We start from the raw sequence: 20,038 nt of genomic DNA on the forward strand, positions 1-20,038 counted from the left end.
AATGGCCAAATCCCTGTTGATCATCAGCCGCCAGGCGCCCTGGAGCGGCCCGTCTGCCCGCGAAGCGCTGGACATCGCACTGGCCGGCGGCGCTTTCGATCTGCCACTGGGCATGCTGTTCCTCGATGACGGCGTGTTCCAGCTCGCCCCAGCCCAGCAACCAGCGGCGGTGCAACAAAAGAACCTCGCCGCCAACCTGCAGGCACTGCCGATGTTTGGTGTAGAGGAGCTGTTCGCCTGCCAGCACAGCCTGGCCCTGCGCGGGCTTGCTGCCGACAGCCTGGCCCTGCCCGTTGAGGTGCTGGACGACGCGGCCCTGAAGGCCCTGATTGCCCGTTTCGACCAAGTGGTGACGCTCTGATGCCGACTTTGCATGTGATATCCCACTCGCCTTTTGGCGACGATCGTTTGAGCAGTTGCCTGCGCCTGCTTGCCGGCGAAGATGCCCTGCTGCTGTGCGGCGATGCAGTGTATGCCCTGCGTGACGGTAGCGAACCACAGCGCCTGCTTCAGGCGGCAGCGTTGGAGCAGCGCCTTTTTGCACTCGACGAGGACCTGCAAGCGCGCGGTATCCGCAGCGAGTTGGCCAACACCGTGGACTATCAGGGGTTCGTCGCGTTGTCACTGCACTATGACAAGGTCAACAGCTGGCTATGAAAACCCTGACCGTAGACGACCAGGCAATCGCCCTGGACAAGGACGGCTTTCTGGTCGACCTGCAAGACTGGTCCCACGCCGTCGCCGAAGCGCTGGCCGCGCGCGAAAGCATTGCCCTGACCAACGACCACTGGGAAGTGCTCGAACTGCTGCGCCAGTTCTATGAGGAGTTCCAGCTGTCTCCGGCAACGCGCCCACTGATCAAGTACACCGCGTTGAAGCTGGGCCCTGAAAAGGGCAACAGCCCGCACCTCAACCGCCTGTTCAACGGCACCCCCGCCAAACTTGCCGCCAAGCTGGCGGGCCTGCCCAAGCCGACCAATTGCATATGACAGACGCTCGCCCACTCACCCTGCAAACCCCGGCCGAACACCCGTTCGCCGAATTCGTACGCATCCTTGGCAAAGGCAAACGCGGTGCTCGCAGCCTCACCCGCGAGGAAGCCCGAGCCGCCATGGCCCTGCTGCTTGAAGGCAAGGTTGAAGACACCCAGCTCGGCGCCTTCCTCATGCTGCTGCGGCACAAGGAAGAAAGCGCGGAGGAGCTGGCGGGCTTCACCGAGGCCCTGCGCGCACAACTGAATGCACCACGCATCGCTGTCGATCTGGACTGGCCCAGCTATGCCGGCAAGAAGCGCCACCTACCTTGGTTCCTGCTGGCCGCCAAATGCCTGGCCGCCAATGGCGTGCGCATCCTGATGCATGGTGGTGGCGCCCACACCGCCGGGCGCATGTACACCGAGCAGCTGTTGGCCCTGCTGGAAATTCCGCTTTGTCGCCATTGGTCCGCCGTGGAGCAGGCGCTGGACCAGCAAAGGCTGGCGTTTTTCCCGCTGCACGATTGGGCCCCGCAACTGCAGCGCATGATCGACCTGCGCAACATACTTGGCCTGCGCTCCCCCATCCATTCGCTGGCCCGCGTGCTCAACCCGCTGAGCGCCCGCTGTGGCCTGCAGAGCATCTTCCACCCCGGCTACCAGGCCGTACACCGTGAGGCCAGCCGGCTGCTGGGTGACCACGCGGTAGTCATCAAGGGCGATGGTGGCGAAATTGAAGTTAACCCGGATGTGATCAGCCACCTGTACGGCACTAGCGCAGGTGAAAACTGGGACGAAGAGTGGCCAGCGCTGAGTGAACGGCGCCATGTAAAACCTGCAAGCCTGCAGCCCGAACAACTGCTGGCGGTTTGGCGCGGGGAGGCTCAGGACAGCTATGGGGAAATGGCCGTGGTGGCGACCATGGCCTTGGCGTTGCGCGGCTTGGGGCAGGACCGCGACCAGGCCTTTGCGACCGCACGCAGCTATTGGAGCGCCCGGAACCAATCGAATAAATAGATCATTTCTCCGCAGTCTTTGCGCTATTTATTCGAACGCTTTGCCCTAGACTGGGCTCCAACGACAAACACCTTTGTTCCGAGGAGCTCATCATGGGCCTATTGATCGACGGCCGCTGGCACGACCAGTGGTACGAAAACGGCAAGGATGGCACTTTCAAGCGCGAGAACGCCCAACGCCGCAATCCATTGCCCGACCCTGAAGCCGGTCGCTACCACCTCTATGTGTCGCTGGCCTGCCCATGGGCTCACCGCACCCTGATCGTTCGGGCGCTCAAAGGCTTGGAGCCGTTGATCGATGTGTCTGTGGTCAGTTGGCTGATGCAGGAAAACGGCTGGACTTTCGACCAGCAACAGGGCTCCACCGGCGATCACCTTGACGCCCTCGAATTCATGCACCAGCGCTATACCCAGGACGACCCGCACTACACAGGCCGCGTGACCGTGCCCGTGCTGTGGGATAAAAAGGAAAAGCGCATCGTCAACAACGAGTCGGCGGAGATCATCCGTATCTTCAACAGTGCGTTCAATGAGCTGACAGGCAACACCCTCGACCTGTATCCGCAGCCATTGCGCCCGACCATCGAGGCGCTCAACGCACGTATCTACCCAGCCGTGAACAATGGTGTTTACCGTGCCGGCTTCGCCACCACGCAAGAAGCCTACGAGGCTGCGTTCGACGAAGTGTTCAACGAGTTGGACTACCTGGAAGCACTGCTGGATCGCCAACGTTACCTGGCAGGCGAGTATCTGACTGAGGCCGATGTGCGCCTGTTTACCACGCTGGTGCGCTTCGATGCGGTGTATCACGGCCACTTCAAGTGCAACCTGCGCCGGTTGAGCGATTACCCGAACCTGTCGAACTGGCTGCGTGAGCTGTACCAGTGGCCGGGTGTAGCGCCGACGGTGAACATGGAGCACATTCAGAAGCACTATTACATGAGCCACAAGACCATCAATCCAAACGGGATCGTGCCCAAAGGCCCGCTGCAGGATTTCAACTTGCCGCATGATCGGGAACGGTTGCCTGGCAAAGGGATTTGGGGCTGAGGAAAGTTGGGGCTGCTTGCAGCCCCCGCTATTACTGGTCCTGCTGCGCACCCTCGAACCAGGCCAGCTTGTCACGCAACTGGACCACTTCCCCGACAATCACCAGGGTCGGCGCATGCACTTCATGCTTGGCCACCAATGCTGGCAGGTCAGCCAAAGTACCAGTGAACACCCGCTGATTGCGGGTAGTCCCCTGCTGCACTAACGCCGCCGGCGTGCTCGACGCACGGCCATGGCGAATCAGCTCAGCGCAAATGGTCGGCAACCCTACCAGGCCCATGTAGAACACCAAGGTCTGGTTCGGCGCCACCAGGTCATTCCAAGGCAGGTTGCTGGTACCGTCCTTAAGGTGGCCGGTGACGAAGCGCACTGACTGAGCATGATCACGGTGGGTCAACGGAATGCCGCCGTAGGCAGAGCAACCACTGGCTGCGGTGATACCGGGCACCACCTGGAACGGGATGCCATGCTCGGCAAGCTCTTCGATCTCTTCGCCCCCACGGCCGAAAATGAACGGGTCACCGCCCTTCAGGCGCAACACACGCTTACCCTCGCGGGCCAGGTCGACCAGCAGACGGTTGATCTGATCCTGCGGCACGGCATGCTCGGCACGACGCTTACCGACGTAGATACGCTCGGCGTCGCGGCGGCACATTTCAATGATCGGCGGTGCCACCAGGCGGTCATACAGCACCACATCGGCCTGCTGCATCAGGCGCAAGGCGCGGAAGGTGAGCAAGTCCGGATCACCCGGCCCCGCCCCTACCAGATACACCTCCCCCCCCTGCTGCACCGGGGCACCATCGACCATCGCCTGCAACAGCCGCTCGGCCTCGGCACCCTGCCCGGCCAGCTGACGCTCGGCGATCGGGCCCTGGAACACGGTTTCCCAGAAGCCGCGACGCTGGTTGACATCCGGGTAAAGCGACTTGACCTTGTGCCGGAAGCGCGCTGCCAAGGCGGCCAGCTCGCCATAAGTGGACGGGATCCAGGTTTCCAGCTTGGCACGAATCAGGCGCGCCAGCACAGGGGCGTCACCGCCGCTGGATACCGCAACCACCAGCGGCGAACGGTCGACAATGGCCGGGAAGATCACCGTGCACAGCGCCGGCGCATCCACCACATTGACCGGCACGCAAAGCGCCTGCGCCTGCGCCGACACCTGAGCATTGAGCTCAGGGTCGTCGGTGGCCGCAATCACCAGGCGACAGCCAACCAGATCAGCCCCCTGATAGCCACGCACCAGGACCTCGCCGCCACCTTCGCGGGCCAGCGCAGCCAGTTGGCCGTCGACCTCAGGCGCCACCACCCGCAGCGCGGCGCCGGCATCGGCCAGCAGGCGCGCCTTGCGCAAGGCGATCTCGCCGCCGCCGACGACCAGCACACGGCCGCCCTGCAGCTTGTGGAACAGCGGCAGGTAATCCATTTAGCGGATGACCTCGACACCGCCCATGTAGGGCTTGAGCACTTCCGGCACGCGGATGGAGCCATCGGCCTGCTGGTAGTTTTCCAGCACAGCGACCAGGGTACGGCCTACGGCCAGGCCCGAACCGTTGAGGGTGTGCACCAGCTCTGGCTTGCCGGTTTCCGGGTTGCGCCAGCGGGCCTGCATGCGGCGCGCCTGGAAGTCACCGCAGTTGGAGCAGGAGCTGATCTCGCGGTACTTGTCCTGGCTCGGCACCCATACTTCCAAGTCGTAGGTTTTCACCGCGCCGAAGCCCATGTCACCGGTGCACAGGGCCAGTACGCGGTAGGGCAGCTCCAGCAGCTGCAGTACGCGCTCGGCGTTGGCAGTGAGGCCTTCCAGCGCCTCCATCGACTTGGACGGCTCGACCACCTGGACCATCTCGACCTTGTCGAACTGGTGCTGGCGGATCATGCCACGGGTATCACGGCCCGAAGCGCCGGCTTCACTGCGGAAGCACGGGGTATGGGCGACCAGCTTGAGCGGCAGCAGCTTGGCATCGATGATCTCGCCGGCTACCAGGTTGGTCAGCGACACTTCAGCGGTCGGGATCAGGTAGAAGTCGGCTTCGCCTTCACGGGTGATCTTGAACAGGTCTTCCTCGAACTTCGGCAGCTGGCCGGTGCCCTGCAACGCTGGCGCCTGTACCAGGTACGGGGTGTAGTGTTCTTCGTAGCCGTGCTCAGCGGTGTGCAGGTTGATCATGAACTGCGCCAGGGCGCGGTGCAGGCGGGCAACCGGGCCGCGCAGCACGGCAAAACGGGCGCCCGACAGCTTGGCAGCAGCTTCGAAGTCCAGGCCACCGCTGATTTCACCCAGGGCGACGTGGTCCTTGATTGGAAAATCGAACGCCCTCGGGGTGCCCCAACGGCGCACTTCGACGTTGTCGTCTTCGCTGGCACCGACCGGCACACTGGCGTCCGGCAGGTTGGGGATGGTCAGGACAATGCCATCCAGTTCGGCCTGGATGCCATCGAGCTCGACCTTGCCAGCGGCCAGTTCATTGGCCATGCGCTCGACGTCAGCCATCAGCGGTGCGATGTCCTCGCCCTTGGCCTTGGCCTGACCGATGGATTTGGAGCGGGCGTTACGCTCGGCCTGCAGCTGCTCGGTGCGGGTCTGCACCGCCTTGCGGCGCTCTTCCAGCGATTCGATGCGCGCGACATCCAGGCTGAAGCCACGGGAGGCGAGGCGGTCCGCCACTTCCTGAAGTTGGCCGCGTAACAGTTTGGAATCGAGCATATCGTTCTCTCGTTATGTGTGTAGGTTGGTTCAGAGTCGGGTCAGGGGCAGGCCAGTAGCCCGCCCATCACGCTAATACCGGTATAGCCCACGGCCAGGGGCACTTGCCCACTTTCCACCGGGCGCACGGTATCGAGCGAAAAAGAGGAAAACGTCGCCGTGACGCCGACGATAAGGCCGGCGCGCTGTCCGAAAGGCGCCAGCGACTTGTGCAGGGATGGACCATGGCACAGAGCGATCACGGCTTTCTCCGTTGACGCGGGCTGCTGCGATCGAGGTCGGCCAAGTGGCGCAGTTTCTCGCCGATCTTCAGCTCAAGCCCCCGGGGCACGGGCTGATAATACTGACGTGGCTCGAGCTGGTCCGGGAAGTAATCTTCACCTGCGGCATAGGCATCGGGCTCGTCGTGAGCGTAGCGGTACTCCTCGCCGTAGCCAAGCTGCTTCATCAGCTTGGTCGGGGCGTTGCGCAGGTGCAGCGGCACCTCCAGCGAGCCATGCTCGGCGGCTTCGCGCAGGGCAGTCTTGAAGCCCATGTACACGGCGTTGCTCTTCGGCGCACAGGCAATGTAGGTAATGGCCTGAGCCACCGCCAGCTCGCCCTCGGGGCTGCCCAGGCGCTCCTGCACGTCCCAGGCCGCCAGGCATAGGCTCAGGGCCCGTGGGTCGGCGTTGCCGATGTCCTCGCTGGCCATGCGCACCACACGGCGGGCGATGTACAGCGGGTCGCAGCCGCCATCGAGCATGCGCGCGAACCAGTAAAGGGCGGCGTCCGGGTTGGAGCCGCGCACCGATTTGTGCAGGGCGGAAATCTGGTCATAGAAGGCCTCGCCGCCTTTGTCGAAGCGCCGGCGGCTGTCACCGAGCAGGCTCTGCAGCAGGTCTACGCCAATCTCGCTGCCATCTTCGGCCAGGTCCGAGGCGTTTTCGAGGAAGTTGAGCATGCGCCGGCCATCGCCATCGGCGGCGGCCATCAGCATCTTGAAAGCGTCGTCGCCCACGCTCAGGTTGCGCTTGCCCAAACCGCGCTCTTCGTGGAGTGCGCGGTCGACCAGCTTGCGCAAGGCGGGCTCGTCCAGGCTCTTGAGCACGTACACCCGCGCACGCGAGAGCAAAGCGTTGTTCAGTTCGAAGGACGGGTTCTCGGTGGTGGCGCCGATGAAGATCAGCGTGCCATCTTCGACGAAAGGCAGGAACGCATCCTGCTGGGACTTGTTGAAGCGGTGCACCTCGTCCACGAACAGGATGGTCCGGCGGCCATACTGGCCGGCCTGCTGCTTGGCCACCTCGACGGCCTGGCGGATTTCCTTGACCCCTGCCAGTACCGCCGAAACCGTCTCGAAGTGCGCATCGCAAAACTGTGCCAGCAGCCGGGCGAGCGTGGTCTTGCCCACGCCCGGCGGCCCCCAGAAAATCATCGAGTGCAGCGCACCCTGCTCCAGCGCCTCACGCAGCGGTTTGCCGCGCGCCAGCAGGTGCTCCTGGCCGACATACTCGTCCAGGTTGGACGGGCGTAGCCGGGCAGCCAGGGGCTGGGCAACGGGTTCGCTTCGAAACAGGTCCATGGTGCGCTCTGCTTACTCCTTGATGACGTCCGCGCCTTTCGGGATGTCGAACTTGAACCTGCTGTCCGGCACCGGCTGGTTGGCTTTGACGCCATTGAACAGGATATTGGTGCGCTGGCCGACGCTGTCGATCAGCTGCATGTCGTTGATCAGGCCACGGCGGAACGATACGCGCAGCGAATCGAACAGGGTGTCCTTGGTGGTTGGCTTGAGGGTGAAGTCCATCACTTCGCCCTGCTCCTTGGAGGTGATGTCGAAGCTCTGGCTGATCTTCGACACGTCACCGGACAGCAGCAGCGCCGGGGTCTGGTTCAGGCGCACATCGAGCTTCTTGATGGTGGCCTGCTCCAGGTCAGGGTCCCACAGGGTGACGTTCTTGCCGTCGGACACCACCACCTGCTCCTGGGGTGCATCGGTGTGCCAGTAGAACAGGCCCGGGCGCTTGACCGTCATCTTGCCGGTTGTCTCCTGCAGGCTGGTGCCACCGGCATCCAGGGTCAGCTGGGAGAAATTGGCCTCGATGGTCTGCGACTTTTCCAGCAACTGGGTCAGGCGCTGTACGTCCTGCTCACCAGCGTGAGCCGACAGTGTGGCCGTTACCGAACCCAGGGTCAGGGCAGAAACCAACAGCATGCGAATCGCGCGCATGTTAATCCTCATTGAGCATTTATGAATGCCGGGCGCCACCGTCGGCGCCTGGCAAGGTGTTCATCAGTCGCGCGGGCCGCCCGGGGCAATCACTTCCCGCGAACCGTTGCTGTTCATGGGGGTGACCACACCGGCCATCTCCATCGCCTCGATCATGCGGGCGGCGCGGTTGTAGCCGATCTTCAGCTTGCGCTGCACGGCCGAAATCGACGCCCGGCGGCTTTCGAGGACGAACTGCACCGCCTCATCATACAGGGCGTCACTTTCCGAATCCTCGTCGCCGCCACCGCCACCGCCACCGCCGCCTTCGAAGCCGCTGCCGGCCTCCTCGACGCCGTTGAGGATGTCGTCGTTGTAGTCCGGAGCACCACGCAGCTTCCAGGCTTCCACCACGCGGTGCACTTCATCGTCGGAGACGAATGCGCCATGTACCCGGATCGGCAGGCTGGTACCTGGCGGCATGTAGAGCATGTCACCGTGGCCCAGCAGTTGCTCGGCGCCACCTTGGTCGATGATGGTGCGCGAGTCGATCTTGCTCGACACCTGGAACGCCATGCGGGTCGGGATGTTGGCCTTGATCAGGCCGGTGATCACGTCCACCGATGGGCGCTGGGTGGCGAGGATCAGGTGAATACCGGCTGCCCGAGCCTTCTGGGCGATACGGGCGATCAGCTCTTCGACCTTCTTGCCAACGATCATCATCATGTCGGCGAATTCGTCGACCACCACCACGATGGTCGGCAGGGTCTTGAGGGCCGGTGGCTCGTCTTCCATGCTCTCGCGGCGGTACAGCGGATCATGGATGACCTCGCCGGCCTCCTGGGCATCCTTGATCTTGCGGTTGAAACCGGCCAGGTTACGCACGCCCATGGCCGCCATGAGCTTGTAGCGCCGCTCCATCTCGGCCACGCTCCAGCGCAGCGCGTTGGCGGCGTCTTTCATGTCGGTGACCACCGGGCACAGCAAGTGCGGGATGCCTTCGTAAATCGACAGCTCGAGCATCTTCGGGTCGATCATGATCAGGCGCGCGTCTTCAGGGCCGGACTTGAACAGGATCGACAGGATCATCGCGTTCACACCCACCGACTTACCGGAACCGGTGGTACCGGCTACCAGCAGGTGTGGCATCTTGGCCAGGTCGGTGATCACCGGCTTGCCGCCGATATCGTGGCCCAGGGCCAGGGTGACGGGCGACTTCTGCTCATCGTACTGCGGTGTCGACAGCACCTCGGAGAAGCGCACCATCTGCCGGTTTTCGTTGGGGATCTCGATACCCACGGTGGTCTTGCCGGGGATGACCTCGACCACCCGCACACTGGTCACGGCCAGCGACCGCGCAAGGTCCTTGGCCAGGTTGGCGATGCGGCTGACCTTGACCCCGGCCGCGGGCTGGATTTCGTAGCGGGTAATGACCGGGCCCGGGTGAATGGAGTCCACCGAGACTTCGACGCCGAATTCCTTGAGTTTGATTTCCAGCAACTGACCGACGCCGGCCAGGGATTCTGGCGAGTACTCGATCTTCTTCTGCTCGGCTGGGTCGAGGATGGAGATGGACGGCAAGGTGCCTTCCACGGCGCTGTCGACGAACAATGGCGCCTGCTTTTCCTTCATCACCCGCTTGCTCGGCTCCACTGCCTTGGCCGGCGCGGCAGGCGGCATGATGACAGGGGCAATCGAAGGCTCACGGGGGACCACAGGCTCGCGTGGCACAACCGGTTCGCGCTGGGCGACGACGGGGCGCGCTGGGGGCTCATCGCGCTCACCGATGCGCTCGCGCAGTTGCGTCTTGGCCGGCTCGCGTTTCTCGGCAGCCGCTGGCGGCGCATCGAACCTTGGCTCGTCCACCTCACGCAATTGCGCTTCCAGGCGTTTGCGCTCGTTGCGCGCCTCCCACCAGCGGTTGGCCGCGCCTTGCACGAGCTCGAACAGGTCCAGGGTGATCTTGCCGGTCATGTCCATCACCTTGAACCACGAGAGGTCGGTGAACACGGTCAGGCCGAACAGGAACAGGGCGATGAACATCAGCGTGCTGCCCTGCACGTTGAGCAGGTTGCGCGCCAGATCGCCGAGGCTTTCGCCCAAGGCACCACCGGCGGAGAACGGCAGGCTCGCCGGGGGATGGAAATGGATATGCGCCAGTGCAGCTCCCGACAGCACCAGGAACACCAGGCCGATCAGGCGCCAGGAGAACAGCCAGCCGCTCCATTGCCAGGGTTGATGGCGCTCGCGGAAGATCTGCCAGGTTTTGATCGCCAGCAGCAAAGGGAAGATGTAGGCGAAATAGCCGAGCACCATGAACATGATATCGGCGAAATACGCACCGGCACGCCCGGCAGCGTTCTGCACCTGGTCGACGTTGCTGGTGTGGCTGAAGCCTGGGTCGGAGGTATCGTAGGTCAGCAGCGCCATCCACAGGTACAGGCACAGGGCGCCGACAGCGATCAACGCACCTTCTTTGAGGCGGTAATGCAGCTGCTGGCGCCACAGGGGCACAGGCAATGGAGCTGGAGTTGCGGTGGATTTCTTCAAAACGCGTCTATTCCTGCGCGTGCTGCGCGTCCAGTAGTGATTGGCCGATGACAGGCCAATGAACCCCTACTTTTAACATTACTGCCCGCCGGCCGCCATGGCGGCACGCCCTATGGCGTTTGGGTGGGGGCGACTTTCGTATAGCTGCAATTTGAGCATGCATTTTCTTTTGTGACAAAGGCTTATGCTGTGTTTTTGCACAGGTGTGACAGCAAATGTGCCAGATGGTGCCTGCAGCCTCACGAATGTGTAGGAAATTGCCGACCCTATCGCCTGATTGGACGCTCCTGCGGGCAGGACTTGCCCCGCGCGGGCCAAGCATTGACCGCAGGCGCCCTCCTTGCCATGCTGCCGGCTCCCCTCCCCCACCGCACGATAGACCATGCTCACCTGGCTGACTCGCGACTCGCTGACCTTCCCACCCCTGGAAAAAGCCCTGCAGGACCCTAACGGCCTGCTCGCCGCTGGTGGCGATCTGAGCCCCGAGCGCCTGGTGCAGGCCTATCGCCATGGCTGCTTCCCGTGGTACCAGGACGGCCAACCCATCCTCTGGTGGTCGCCCGACCCACGCACCGTTCTGTTCCCGGACGAGCTGCATGTCTCGCGCTCGCTGGCCAAGCTGTTGCGCCAGGCGCGTTATCAGGTCAGCTTCGACACCGACTTCCCCGCCGTGATCGACGCCTGCGCGGCGCCGCGCGACTACGCGGACGGCACCTGGATCACCGACACCATGCGCAACGCCTACTGCGAGCTGCACCGGCGCGGTATCGCCCATTCGGTGGAGGTACGCCACAACGGCGAACTGGTGGGCGGCCTGTACGGCCTGGCCATGGGGCGGTTGTTTTTCGGCGAGTCGATGTTCAGCCGCGCCGACAATGCGTCCAAGGTCGGCTTCGTGACCCTGGTCAACCACCTGCGCGATGCAGGCTTCGTGCTGATCGACTGCCAGATGCCAACCGATCACCTGCACAGCCTGGGCGCCCGCGCGATCAGCCGCGCGAGCTTCGCCGATTACCTGGCCCTTCACCTCGACCAGCCCAACAGTGCCAGCTGGCGCACCTAGGCGAGTTTCGAGAGCTGGCTTACACTTAAAGCAAAGTCTCACCGAAGGGGTCAATCATGACAGAGTTGGCGCGGTTGAAGTTCTATGCCACTCAGCCCCACTCCTGCAGCTATCTGCCGAACGAGCAGGCGACCACCCTGTTCCTCGACCCCAGCCAGCCGATGGATGTGCATGTGTATGCCGACCTCTCGGAGATGGGCTTTCGCCGCAGTGGCGACCACCTGTACCGCCCCCATTGCCAGAACTGCAATGCCTGCGTGCCGGCGCGCATCCCGGCCGCGCGCTTCATTCCCAACCGCCAGCAACGGCGCATCCTCAAGCGCAATGCAGACCTCACCGTGACAGCTGCACGGCCGGCGTTCAAAGAAGAATATTTCGACCTGTACCGTCGCTACATCGAAACCCGTCATGCCGATGGCGACATGTACCCGCCAAGCCGCGATCAGTTTTCAACCTTTCTGGTGCGCGACTTGCCGTTCTGCTGGTTCTACGAATTCCGCCTGGCCGGTCGCCTGCTGGCAGTTGCCGTCTGCGACCTGCTACCCAACGGGCTGTCTGCGGTGTACACGTTCTATGAGCCCGACGAAGAACGGCGCAGCCTGGGGCGTTTTGCCATCCTCTGGCAAATCACCGAAGCCCTGCGCCAGGACCTCGAAGCGGTTTATCTTGGCTACTGGATCAAGAACTGCAAGAAGATGAACTACAAGACCCAGTATCGCCCCATCGAGCTGCTGATCAACCAGCGTTGGGTCACTCTCAACTGAAAGCATTGGCTTGACACACTATTTTCCGGCATAATCCACGCCACTTTTTTGCCCGGTGCGGTTATGCGTCGGGCCAACACTGGACACCGAGGGCTCAACTGCATGTCGAAAGAAGACAGCTTCGAAATGGAAGGTACTGTCGTCGACACCCTGCCCAACACCATGTTCCGCGTGGAGTTGGAAAACGGGCACGTCGTAACCGCGCACATCTCCGGAAAGATGCGCAAGAACTACATCCGTATTCTCACTGGCGACAAGGTCCGCGTCGAGCTGACGCCTTATGACCTGAGCAAGGGCCGCATCACCTACCGTGCGCGCTAAGCTCCAGCCATGAAAAAGCCCGGCCATGTGCCGGGCTTTTTTGTGCTCGCAAAAATTGGGGCCGCGAAGCAGCCCCTTGCATCACGCGACTTCTGCCGTGGTTTCGAATTCGAACACCAACTCCCCATCGCGCAGGTCGATGTGCACCACACCGCCGTGCTCGGCCAGCTCGCCAAACAGAATCTCCTCGGCCAACGGCCGCTTGATCTTGTCCTGGATAAGCCGCGCCATCGGCCGCGCACCCATCTGCACATCGTAGCCGGAGGCCGCCAGCCAGCCGCGGGCGGCATCGCTGACTTCAAGCAACACGCGCTTGTCTTCCAGCTGCGCCTGAAGTTCGATGAGGAACTTGTCGACGATGCTTTTGATGGTCTCGTGACTCAGGCGGCCAAACTGGATGATGGTGTCCAGACGGTTGCGGAACTCCGGTGTGAAGCTCTTGCGAATGACTTCCATCGCATCGGACGCATGGTCCTGATGGGTGAAACCAATGGAAGCGCGTGCCGCCGTTTCAGCGCCGGCATTGGTGGTCATGATCAGAATCACATTGCGGAAGTCCGCTTTGCGCCCGTTGTTGTCGGTCAGGGTACCGTGGTCCATCACCTGCAGCAGCAGGTTGAAGACTTCCGGGTGCGCCTTCTCGATCTCATCGAGCAGCAATACGCAATGCGGCTGCTTGGTGATCGCCTCGGTCAGCAGGCCACCCTGGTCGAACCCGACATACCCAGGAGGCGCACCGATCAGGCGCGACACAGTGTGCCGCTCCATGTACTCGGACATGTCGAAGCGCACCAGCTCGACCCCCAGCGCCTTGGCCAGCTGCCGCGCCGCTTCGGTCTTGCCCACACCGGTAGGGCCGGCGAACAGGAACGAACCGACCGGCTTGTCCGGTGCCTTGAGGCCTGCACGGGACAGCTTGATTGCCGTGGCCAGCGAATCGATCGCCTGGTCCTGGCCAAACACGGTCAGTTTCAGGTCACGCTCCAGGTTACGCAGCAGTTCCTTGTCGGAGCTGGTGACGTGCTTCGGCGGAATCCGCGCGATCTTGGCGACGATGTCCTCGACTTGAGGTACATCGATACGCTTGACCCGATTCGCCTCAGGCTGCAGGCGCTGATAGGCCCCAGCTTCGTCGATCACGTCGATGGCCTTGTCCGGCATGTGGCGGTCATTGATGTAGCGTGATGCCAGCTCGGCGGCGGCGCGCAGGGCTTCGTCGCTGTACTCGATATTGTGATGGCTTTCAAAGCGCCCTTTGAGGCCGCGCAGAATGCCCACGGTATCCTCGACAGACGGCTCGCTGACATCCACCTTCTGGAAGCGCCGTGCCAGGGCACGATCCTTCTCGAAGATCCCGCGAAACTCTTGGAACGTCGTCGAACCGATGCAGCGAATCTCGCCGGAAGACAGCAGCGGCTTGAGCAGGTTGGAGGCGTCCATCACGCCGCCCGAGGCAGCACCGGCACCAATGATGGTGTGGATTTCGTCAATGAACAGGATGGCCTGGGGGCGTTTGCGCAGCTCACCAAGCAACGCCTTGAAGCGTTTCTCGAAGTCGCCACGGTACTTGGTGCCCGCCAGCAGTGCGCCAAGGTCGAGCGAATACACCACGCTCTGCGACAGCAGGTCGGGCACCTGACCATCGACGATGCGCTTGGCCAGGCCCTCGGCAATCGCGGTCTTGCCCACACCAGCCTCACCGACCAGCAGCGGGTTGTTCTTGCGCCGACGGGCAAGGATCTGCGCCACACGCTCGACTTCCTGCTCGCGCCCGACCAGCGGGTCGATCCGCCCAGCACGGGCCAATTCGTTCAGGTTGCTGGCATACGCATCCAGGGGGTTGCTCGAGGACGACGTCTCGCCGCCCTCCTCATCCTGCATTTCCTGGTCGCTGTCACTGTGCGAGCCGTGGCCCGGCACTTTGGAAATGCCGTGGGCAATGTAGTTGACCACGTCGATACGGGCCACGCTCTGCTGCTTGAGCAGGAACACGGCCTGGCTTTCCTGTTCGCTGAAGATCGCCACCAGCACATTGGCACCGGTCACCTCGCGCTTGCCAGAGCTTTGCACGTGGAACACGGCACGCTGCAGCACACGCTGGAAGCCTAGGGTCGGCTGGGTTTCGCGATCCTCGTCGTTGACGGGAATCAGGGGAGTGGTGGAATCGATGAACTCTTGCAGGTCGTGCTTGAGTTTGTCGAGATTGGCGCCACAGGCGCGCAGAACGGTCGCAGCAGCCTCATTGTCAAGGAGTGCCAGCAGCAGATGCTCGACGGTCATGAACTCATGACGCTTCGAACGGGCCTCCTTGAAGGCAAGATTGAGGGTGACTTCGAGCTCGCGGTTTAACATAGCTTCACCTCATACCCAAGTGGTCGGCGATTAACCGTCCTTCTCGATTTCACAGAGTAGCGGATGCTGGCTTTCCCTGGCGTATTGGTTGACCTGCATGGCCTTCGTTTCGGCGATGTCCCGGGTAAACAATCCGCACACTGCCCGCCCTTCGGTATGGACGGTCAGCATGATCTTGGTCGCCAGCTCGCGGTTCAGATTGAAGAACGTTTCGAGCACTTCGACGACGAAATCCATCGGCGTGTAGTCATCGTTGAACAAAACCACCTTGTACATCGGTGGCGCCTGCAGGATCGGCTTGGCTTCCTGTACCGCAAGCCCTGAGCCGTCGTCCTCATTCGATTGCGGGCGATCCTGATTGAATGTTAGTCGAATCTCGCTACGTGCATGCATGGAAAGAATTTCATCATGATCGACAGGTTAAGGTTGTGAGTTGACCGCACAAGCCGCAGCCCGCGTGTAGACGGGGCGACCTTGACTATCGGCAAAACGGTGTTACAACCAATAAGAACCCACCGTGGTCGATAAAGATCCGCGCAGTCAACCAGATTTTTCGCAAGGTTCGTATGCGGATGAAGTGGATGATACTCCAGTGATGGAGTCCTTTGCAGAGGGACATAGGGATGGCAAGCGGTAAAGTCAAGTGGTTCAACAATGCCAAGGGCTACGGATTCATCAATGAAGACGGCAAAACCGACGATCTGTTCGCCCACTATTCGGCGATCAAGATGGACGGTTACAAAACCCTCAAGGCCGGACAAGCCGTGACTTTCGAGATCGTGCAGGGCCCCAAGGGCCTGCATGCGACCGAGATCGCCAACGCTATCACCAGCACCTCGACGGGGGCCTCGCAATCATCGACCGCAGAAGCCTGACCCCTGCTTTGCGCCGGCACACGAAAAACCGGCCGCCCCGTCATAAGGGGCGGCCGGTTTTCAATTGTTTCACATATGCTTGATCATTTCGTCCCCGAAGCCTGAGCTGCCCACCAGCTTCGCGCCCTCCATCAGCCGCTCGAAGTCGTAGGTGACGGTCTTGGCCGCTATCGCGCCGTTGGTGCCCTTGATGATCAGGTCGGCTGCCTCGGTCCAGCCCATGTGGCGCAGCATCATCTCTGCCGAGAGGATCACCGAGCCCGGGTTGACCTTGTCCTGGCCGGCATACTTGGGCGCCGTGCCGTGGGTGGCCTCGAACATGGCCACGGTGTCGGACAGGTTGGCGCCGGGCGCGATACCGATACCCCCCACTTCCGCCGCCAATGCATCGGACAGGTAGTCGCCGTTGAGATTGAGCGTGGCGATCACGTCATACTCGGCCGGGCGCAGCAGTATCTGCTGGAGCATGGCGTCGGCAATGGCGTCCTTGACGATGACCTCGCGGCCGGTCTTGGGGTTCTTGAACTTCATCCACGGGCCACCATCGAGCAACTCGGCGCCAAACTCATCCTTGGCCACCTCGTAACCCCAGTCTTTGAAGGCACCTTCGGTGAACTTCATGATGTTGCCCTTGTGCACCAGGGTCAGCGACTCTCGGTCATTGTCCACCACGTACTGCAGGGCCTTGCGCACCAGGCGCTTGGTGCCCTCGCGGGAAACCGGCTTGACCCCGATGCCGCAGTCCTGGTCGAAACGGATCTTGGTGACGCCCATTTCCTCCTTGAGAAACTTGATCACCTTGTCCGCCTCGGGCGAGCCGGCTTTCCATTCGATACCGGCGTAGATGTCCTCGGAGTTCTCACGGAAGATCACCATGTCGACATCGCCTGGTTTCTTGACCGGGCTGGGCACGCCCTCGAACCACAGCACCGGGCGCAGGCACACATAAAGATCGAGCTGCTGGCGCAGGGCCACGTTCAGCGAACGGATGCCCCCTCCGACCGGGGTGGTCAGCGGCCCTTTGATCGATACGACATAGTCGCGCACCGCATCCAGGGTCTCCTGGGGCAGCCATGTATCCTGGTCATAGACCTGGGTGGCCTTCTCCCCGGCGTACACCTCCATCCAGGCGATCTTGCGCTTGCCGCCGTAGGCCTTGTTCACAGCAGCGTCAACCACCTTGATCATCACCGGCGAGACGTCGATGCCAATGCCGTCGCCTTCGATATAGGGAATGATGGGGTTGTCGGGCACATTGAGCGAATGGTCTGCATTGACGGTGATCTTGGCACCGTCGGTCGGAACCTTGATTTTCTGGTATCCCATGCTTGCACTACTCCGCTTTCGGGTGTGATTGGACATCATGCGATCCCACTGAGCCTAAACCACATCTGCCGACCTGCAAGCGCTGCGACATCACGCCACATTGCCGCTACGTCTTTGGTCTTATAAATGGCGCCGATGTCACTTCGCCTTGCTGAATAGCCCGATTGGTTTGATATACTGCGCCGCGACCGAAGGGTCATCGGGGCGAATCCCAGGAAAATGCGGCTCGCCCTCGGCCAGTAACTGGCCACAAAGCCTGGGCTGTTACCGCAGCTCAGCACTTGACGCTCGACTGATGCATCCACCATCACCGCTCGCAGCCTCTCGACTTTCCGCTCATGGCGTCGCCAGGGCGAAGCGCCTACCCTGCGCACCTCGAGACTCGAGTACGCTCAGCACATAGAGAGTTAACCCGCATGCCCACCCGTTCCAAGATCATCTATACCTTCACCGACGAAGCCCCCGCCCTCGCCACCTACTCGCTGCTGCCGATCGTCGAAGCGTTCACCGCTTCGGCTGACATCGCCGTCGAAACTCGCGACATTTCCCTGGCTGGCCGCATCCTCGCGGCATTCCCGGAGCAACTGGGCACCGAGAAGCAGGTAGGCGATCACCTGGCGGAACTGGGCCAACTGGCTACCACACCTGAAGCCAACATCATCAAGCTGCCGAACATCAGCGCCTCGGTGCCGCAGCTCAAGGCCGCCATCAAGGAACTGCAAGGCAAGGGCTTCAATATCCCGGACTACGCCGACGAGCCGGCCACCGCGGAAGAAAAAGAATCCCGCGCGCGCTACGACCGCATCAAGGGCAGCGCCGTGAACCCGGTACTGCGCGAAGGCAACTCCGACCGCCGCGCACCGCTGTCGGTCAAGAACTACGCGCGCAAGCACCCGCACAAGATGGGTGCCTGGGCCGCCGACTCCAAGTCGCACGTTGCCCACATGACCCAGGGCGACTTCTACGGCAGCGAAAAGGCCGCACTGATCGAGGCTGACGACAGCCTGCGCATCGAGCTGGTTGCCAAAGACGGCAGCATCACCGTGCTGAAAGAAAAGACCGCCGTCAAAGCCGCGGAAGTCATCGACTGCGCGACCATGAGCCGCAAGGCCCTGAAAGCCTTCATCGCCGAGCAGATCGCCGATGCCAAGGCCTCTGGCGTGCTGCTGTCGGTGCACCTGAAAGCCACCATGATGAAGGTTTCCGACCCGATCATGTTCGGCGTCATCGTCGAAGCCTTCTACGGCGAAGTGCTGGCCAAGCACGCTGCCGCGCTGACCGAAGTGGGCTTCAATGCCAACAACGGCATCGGCGACCTGTATGCCCGCATCAAGGACCTGCCAGCCGACAAGCAGGCCGAGATCGAAGCCGACATCCAGGCCCTGTACGCCGACCGCCCGGCCCTGGCCATGGTCAACTCCGATAAAGGCATCACCAACCTGCACGTGCCGAGCGACGTCATCGTCGACGCATCGATGCCGGCCATGATCCGTGACTCGGGCAAGATGTGGAACACCGCCGGTGAGCTGCAGGACGCCAAGGCGATCATCCCGGACCGCTGCTACGCCGGCATCTACCAGGCCACCATCGAAGACTGCAAGGCCAACGGCGCGTTCGACCCAACCACCATGGGCAGCGTACCGAACGTCGGCCTGATGGCACAGAAAGCCGAAGAGTACGGCTCGCACGACAAGACGTTCCAGGTCAAGGCCGACGGTGTCGTGCGCGTGGTCGATGGCAAGGGCAAGGTCGTTCTGGAGCAGAACGTCGAAGCCGGTGACATCTTCCGCATGTGCCAGACCAAAGACGCGCCGATCCAGGACTGGGTCAAGCTGGCCGTCAACCGCGCCCGCCTGAGCAACACCCCGGCCGTATTCTGGCTGGACCCGGCCCGCGCCCACGACGGTGTGATGATCGAGAAGGTGCAGAAGTACCTGAAGGATCACGACACCGCTGGCCTGGACATCCGTGTCCTGGCGCCGGTCGACGCCATCAAGTTCTCGCTTGCCCGCATTCGTGAAGGCAAGGACACCATCTCGGTGACCGGCAATGTGCTGCGCGACTACCTGACCGACCTGTTCCCGATCATGGAGCTGGGCACCAGCGCCAAGATGCTGTCGATCGTGCCGCTGATGAACGGCGGCGGCCTGTTCGAAACCGGCGCTGGCGGTTCGGCACCCAAGCACGTGCAACAGTTGGTGGAAGAGAACTTCCTGCGTTGGGACTCGCTGGGTGAATTCCTGGCCCTGGCCGCTTCCCTGGAGCACCTGGGCAACACGTACGACAACCCGCGCGCCAAGGTCCTGGCCAACACCCTGGACCAGGCCACCGGCAAGTTCCTCGATACCAACAAGTCGCCTTCGCGTAAAGTCGGTGGTATCGACAACCGCGGCAGCCACTTCTACCTGACCCTGTACTGGGCAGAAGCCCTGGCCGCCCAGACTGACGACGCCGCGCTGCAGGCGCGCTTCGCGCCGCTGGCGAAAACCCTGGCCGAGAACGAAGCGACCATCGTCGCCGAGCTCAACGCCGTTCAGGGCAAGCCGGCCGACATCGGTGGCTACTACGCTCCGGACGCAGAGCTGACCGCCAAGGTGATGCGCCCAAGCCAGACCCTGAACAGCGCGATCGCCGCCCTGTAAGGCTCGCTTGACGTAACAGCACAAACCCCGGCCACGCACCGGGGTTTGTGCTTTTTGAGCTGCAAGCTTCAAGCTGCAAGCTGCAAGAAAAAGCGATGCGCGCACTGCTCTTGCTCTTGCTCTTGCTCTTGCTCTTGCTCTTGCTCTTGCTCTTGCTCTTGCTCTTGCTCTTGCTCTTGCTCTTGCTCTTGCTCTTGCTCTTGCTCTT

The 20,038-nt window shown here is 62.2% G+C and carries 18 protein-coding genes and 1 pseudogene; 10 read left to right on the top strand and 9 right to left on the bottom strand.

Features of this window, described 5'->3' with window-relative positions:
* Position 1: 1 nt before the first annotated feature.
* The 5 genes from tusC (at position 2) to ACIPZC_RS22570 (ending at position 3,039) form a co-directional block, all read left to right on the top strand.
* Complete coding sequence (gene tusC / locus ACIPZC_RS22550) at positions 2-361, top strand: sulfurtransferase complex subunit TusC (RefSeq protein WP_241805414.1); 360 nt, start codon at positions 2-4, stop codon at positions 359-361.
* The gene (gene tusB, locus ACIPZC_RS22555; protein WP_400629649.1) at positions 361-657 is read left to right on the top strand and encodes a sulfurtransferase complex subunit TusB; all 297 of its coding nucleotides are present in this window, start codon (positions 361-363) and stop codon (positions 655-657) included. Before tusC ends, tusB begins: the two co-directional genes overlap by 1 nt.
* On the top strand, positions 654-989 hold the full coding sequence (locus tag ACIPZC_RS22560; protein ID WP_400629651.1) for a TusE/DsrC/DsvC family sulfur relay protein: 336 nt from the start codon (positions 654-656) through the stop codon (positions 987-989). The genes tusB and ACIPZC_RS22560 overlap by 4 nt, the downstream gene beginning before the upstream one ends.
* Positions 986-1,990, top strand: coding sequence for a glycosyl transferase family protein (locus ACIPZC_RS22565; protein ID WP_400629653.1), 1,005 nt, complete (start codon positions 986-988; stop codon positions 1,988-1,990). Before ACIPZC_RS22560 ends, ACIPZC_RS22565 begins: the two co-directional genes overlap by 4 nt.
* A 92-nt stretch (positions 1,991-2,082) precedes the next feature.
* On the top strand, positions 2,083-3,039 hold the full coding sequence (locus ACIPZC_RS22570; RefSeq protein WP_400629655.1) for a glutathione S-transferase family protein: 957 nt from the start codon (positions 2,083-2,085) through the stop codon (positions 3,037-3,039).
* A gap of 31 nt (positions 3,040-3,070) precedes the next feature.
* On the opposite strand, the gene cysG is transcribed toward ACIPZC_RS22570, so the two are convergent.
* The 6 genes and pseudogenes from cysG to ACIPZC_RS22600 all read right to left on the bottom strand — a co-directional run bounded on the left by cysG (position 3,071) and on the right by ACIPZC_RS22600 (position 10,487).
* Positions 3,071-4,465: a siroheme synthase CysG gene (cysG, locus tag ACIPZC_RS22575; protein WP_400629657.1), complete on the bottom strand. Its 1,395-nt coding sequence runs from the start codon at positions 4,463-4,465 to the stop codon at positions 3,071-3,073.
* Positions 4,466-5,746: a serine--tRNA ligase gene (gene serS / locus ACIPZC_RS22580; protein ID WP_267817204.1), complete on the bottom strand. Its 1,281-nt coding sequence runs from the start codon at positions 5,744-5,746 to the stop codon at positions 4,466-4,468.
* Positions 5,747-5,787: 41 nt separating this feature from the next.
* Positions 5,788-5,937, bottom strand: a pseudogene (locus ACIPZC_RS22585) (fluoride efflux transporter CrcB); the annotation flags it as partial.
* Between the two features lie 47 nt (positions 5,938-5,984).
* Positions 5,985-7,310, bottom strand: a complete 1,326-nt coding sequence (locus ACIPZC_RS22590) for a replication-associated recombination protein A (protein WP_400629659.1) — start codon at positions 7,308-7,310, stop codon at positions 5,985-5,987.
* Between the two features lie 12 nt (positions 7,311-7,322).
* Entirely contained in the window at positions 7,323-7,958 is a 636-nt protein-coding gene (gene lolA, locus ACIPZC_RS22595) for an outer membrane lipoprotein chaperone LolA (RefSeq protein WP_241805422.1), read from the bottom strand.
* 63 nt (positions 7,959-8,021) lie between these two features.
* The gene (locus ACIPZC_RS22600; protein WP_400629661.1) at positions 8,022-10,487 is read right to left on the bottom strand and encodes a DNA translocase FtsK; all 2,466 of its coding nucleotides are present in this window, start codon (positions 10,485-10,487) and stop codon (positions 8,022-8,024) included.
* A gap of 382 nt (positions 10,488-10,869) precedes the next feature.
* Here ACIPZC_RS22600 and aat point away from each other — a divergent pair, with 382 nt between their 5' ends.
* The 3 genes from aat to infA all read left to right on the top strand — a co-directional run bounded on the left by aat (position 10,870) and on the right by infA (position 12,635).
* Positions 10,870-11,550, top strand: a complete 681-nt coding sequence (gene aat / locus ACIPZC_RS22605) for a leucyl/phenylalanyl-tRNA--protein transferase (protein ID WP_400629663.1) — start codon at positions 10,870-10,872, stop codon at positions 11,548-11,550.
* 56 nt (positions 11,551-11,606) lie between these two features.
* Positions 11,607-12,314, top strand: a complete 708-nt coding sequence (locus ACIPZC_RS22610; protein WP_046788264.1) for an arginyltransferase — start codon at positions 11,607-11,609, stop codon at positions 12,312-12,314.
* A gap of 102 nt (positions 12,315-12,416) precedes the next feature.
* On the top strand, positions 12,417-12,635 hold the full coding sequence (gene infA, locus ACIPZC_RS22615) for a translation initiation factor IF-1 (protein WP_002553999.1): 219 nt from the start codon (positions 12,417-12,419) through the stop codon (positions 12,633-12,635).
* Between the two features lie 81 nt (positions 12,636-12,716).
* Here infA and clpA read toward each other — a convergent pair whose 3' ends face one another.
* Positions 12,717-14,987, bottom strand: coding sequence for an ATP-dependent Clp protease ATP-binding subunit ClpA (clpA, locus tag ACIPZC_RS22620; protein WP_400629666.1), 2,271 nt, complete (start codon positions 14,985-14,987; stop codon positions 12,717-12,719).
* Between the two features lie 30 nt (positions 14,988-15,017).
* Complete coding sequence (gene clpS / locus ACIPZC_RS22625) at positions 15,018-15,380, bottom strand: ATP-dependent Clp protease adapter ClpS (protein ID WP_241805425.1); 363 nt, start codon at positions 15,378-15,380, stop codon at positions 15,018-15,020.
* A 230-nt stretch (positions 15,381-15,610) separates the two neighbouring features.
* Here clpS and cspD point away from each other — a divergent pair, with 230 nt between their 5' ends.
* Positions 15,611-15,862 carry a cold shock domain-containing protein CspD gene (cspD, locus tag ACIPZC_RS22630; RefSeq protein WP_241805426.1) on the top strand — a complete coding sequence of 84 codons (252 nt, stop codon included), beginning with the start codon at positions 15,611-15,613 and terminating at the stop codon, positions 15,860-15,862.
* 69 nt (positions 15,863-15,931) lie between these two features.
* Here the strand turns inward: cspD and icd are convergent, their stop codons facing one another.
* Entirely contained in the window at positions 15,932-17,188 is a 1,257-nt protein-coding gene (gene icd / locus ACIPZC_RS22635; RefSeq protein WP_241805427.1) for an NADP-dependent isocitrate dehydrogenase, read from the bottom strand.
* 416 nt (positions 17,189-17,604) lie between these two features.
* Between icd and ACIPZC_RS22640 the strand changes: the two genes are divergently transcribed.
* Complete coding sequence (locus ACIPZC_RS22640; protein WP_241805428.1) at positions 17,605-19,830, top strand: NADP-dependent isocitrate dehydrogenase; 2,226 nt, start codon at positions 17,605-17,607, stop codon at positions 19,828-19,830.
* Positions 19,831-20,038: the final 208 nt, after the last annotated feature.

The organism is Pseudomonas sp. NPDC089743, assembly GCF_044748785.1.
Classification (GTDB): Bacteria; Pseudomonadota; Gammaproteobacteria; order Pseudomonadales; family Pseudomonadaceae; genus Aquipseudomonas; species Aquipseudomonas putida_X.

Excerpts from the sequence above, each read along its gene's own strand:
- infA (WP_002553999.1), top strand. The coding sequence starts at position 12,417 with ATGTCGAAAGAAGACAGCTTCGAAATGGAAGGTACTGTCGTCGACACC.
- ACIPZC_RS22610 (WP_046788264.1), top strand. The coding sequence starts at position 11,607 with ATGACAGAGTTGGCGCGGTTGAAGTTCTATGCCACTCAGCCCCACTCC.
- ACIPZC_RS22560 (WP_400629651.1), top strand. The coding sequence starts at position 654 with ATGAAAACCCTGACCGTAGACGACCAGGCAATCGCCCTGGACAAGGAC.
- clpA (WP_400629666.1), bottom strand. The coding sequence starts at position 14,987 with ATGTTAAACCGCGAGCTCGAAGTCACCCTCAATCTTGCCTTCAAGGAG.
- cspD (WP_241805426.1), top strand. The coding sequence starts at position 15,611 with ATGGCAAGCGGTAAAGTCAAGTGGTTCAACAATGCCAAGGGCTACGGA.
- tusB (WP_400629649.1), top strand. The coding sequence starts at position 361 with ATGCCGACTTTGCATGTGATATCCCACTCGCCTTTTGGCGACGATCGT.
- ACIPZC_RS22590 (WP_400629659.1), bottom strand. The coding sequence starts at position 7,310 with ATGGACCTGTTTCGAAGCGAACCCGTTGCCCAGCCCCTGGCTGCCCGG.
- ACIPZC_RS22570 (WP_400629655.1), top strand. The coding sequence starts at position 2,083 with ATGGGCCTATTGATCGACGGCCGCTGGCACGACCAGTGGTACGAAAAC.
- ACIPZC_RS22565 (WP_400629653.1), top strand. The coding sequence starts at position 986 with ATGACAGACGCTCGCCCACTCACCCTGCAAACCCCGGCCGAACACCCG.
- serS (WP_267817204.1), bottom strand. The coding sequence starts at position 5,746 with ATGCTCGATTCCAAACTGTTACGCGGCCAACTTCAGGAAGTGGCGGAC.
- lolA (WP_241805422.1), bottom strand. The coding sequence starts at position 7,958 with ATGCGCGCGATTCGCATGCTGTTGGTTTCTGCCCTGACCCTGGGTTCG.
- icd (WP_241805427.1), bottom strand. The coding sequence starts at position 17,188 with ATGGGATACCAGAAAATCAAGGTTCCGACCGACGGTGCCAAGATCACC.
- clpS (WP_241805425.1), bottom strand. The coding sequence starts at position 15,380 with ATGCATGCACGTAGCGAGATTCGACTAACATTCAATCAGGATCGCCCG.
- ACIPZC_RS22640 (WP_241805428.1), top strand. The coding sequence starts at position 17,605 with ATGCCCACCCGTTCCAAGATCATCTATACCTTCACCGACGAAGCCCCC.
- tusC (WP_241805414.1), top strand. The coding sequence starts at position 2 with ATGGCCAAATCCCTGTTGATCATCAGCCGCCAGGCGCCCTGGAGCGGC.
- aat (WP_400629663.1), top strand. The coding sequence starts at position 10,870 with ATGCTCACCTGGCTGACTCGCGACTCGCTGACCTTCCCACCCCTGGAA.
- cysG (WP_400629657.1), bottom strand. The coding sequence starts at position 4,465 with ATGGATTACCTGCCGCTGTTCCACAAGCTGCAGGGCGGCCGTGTGCTG.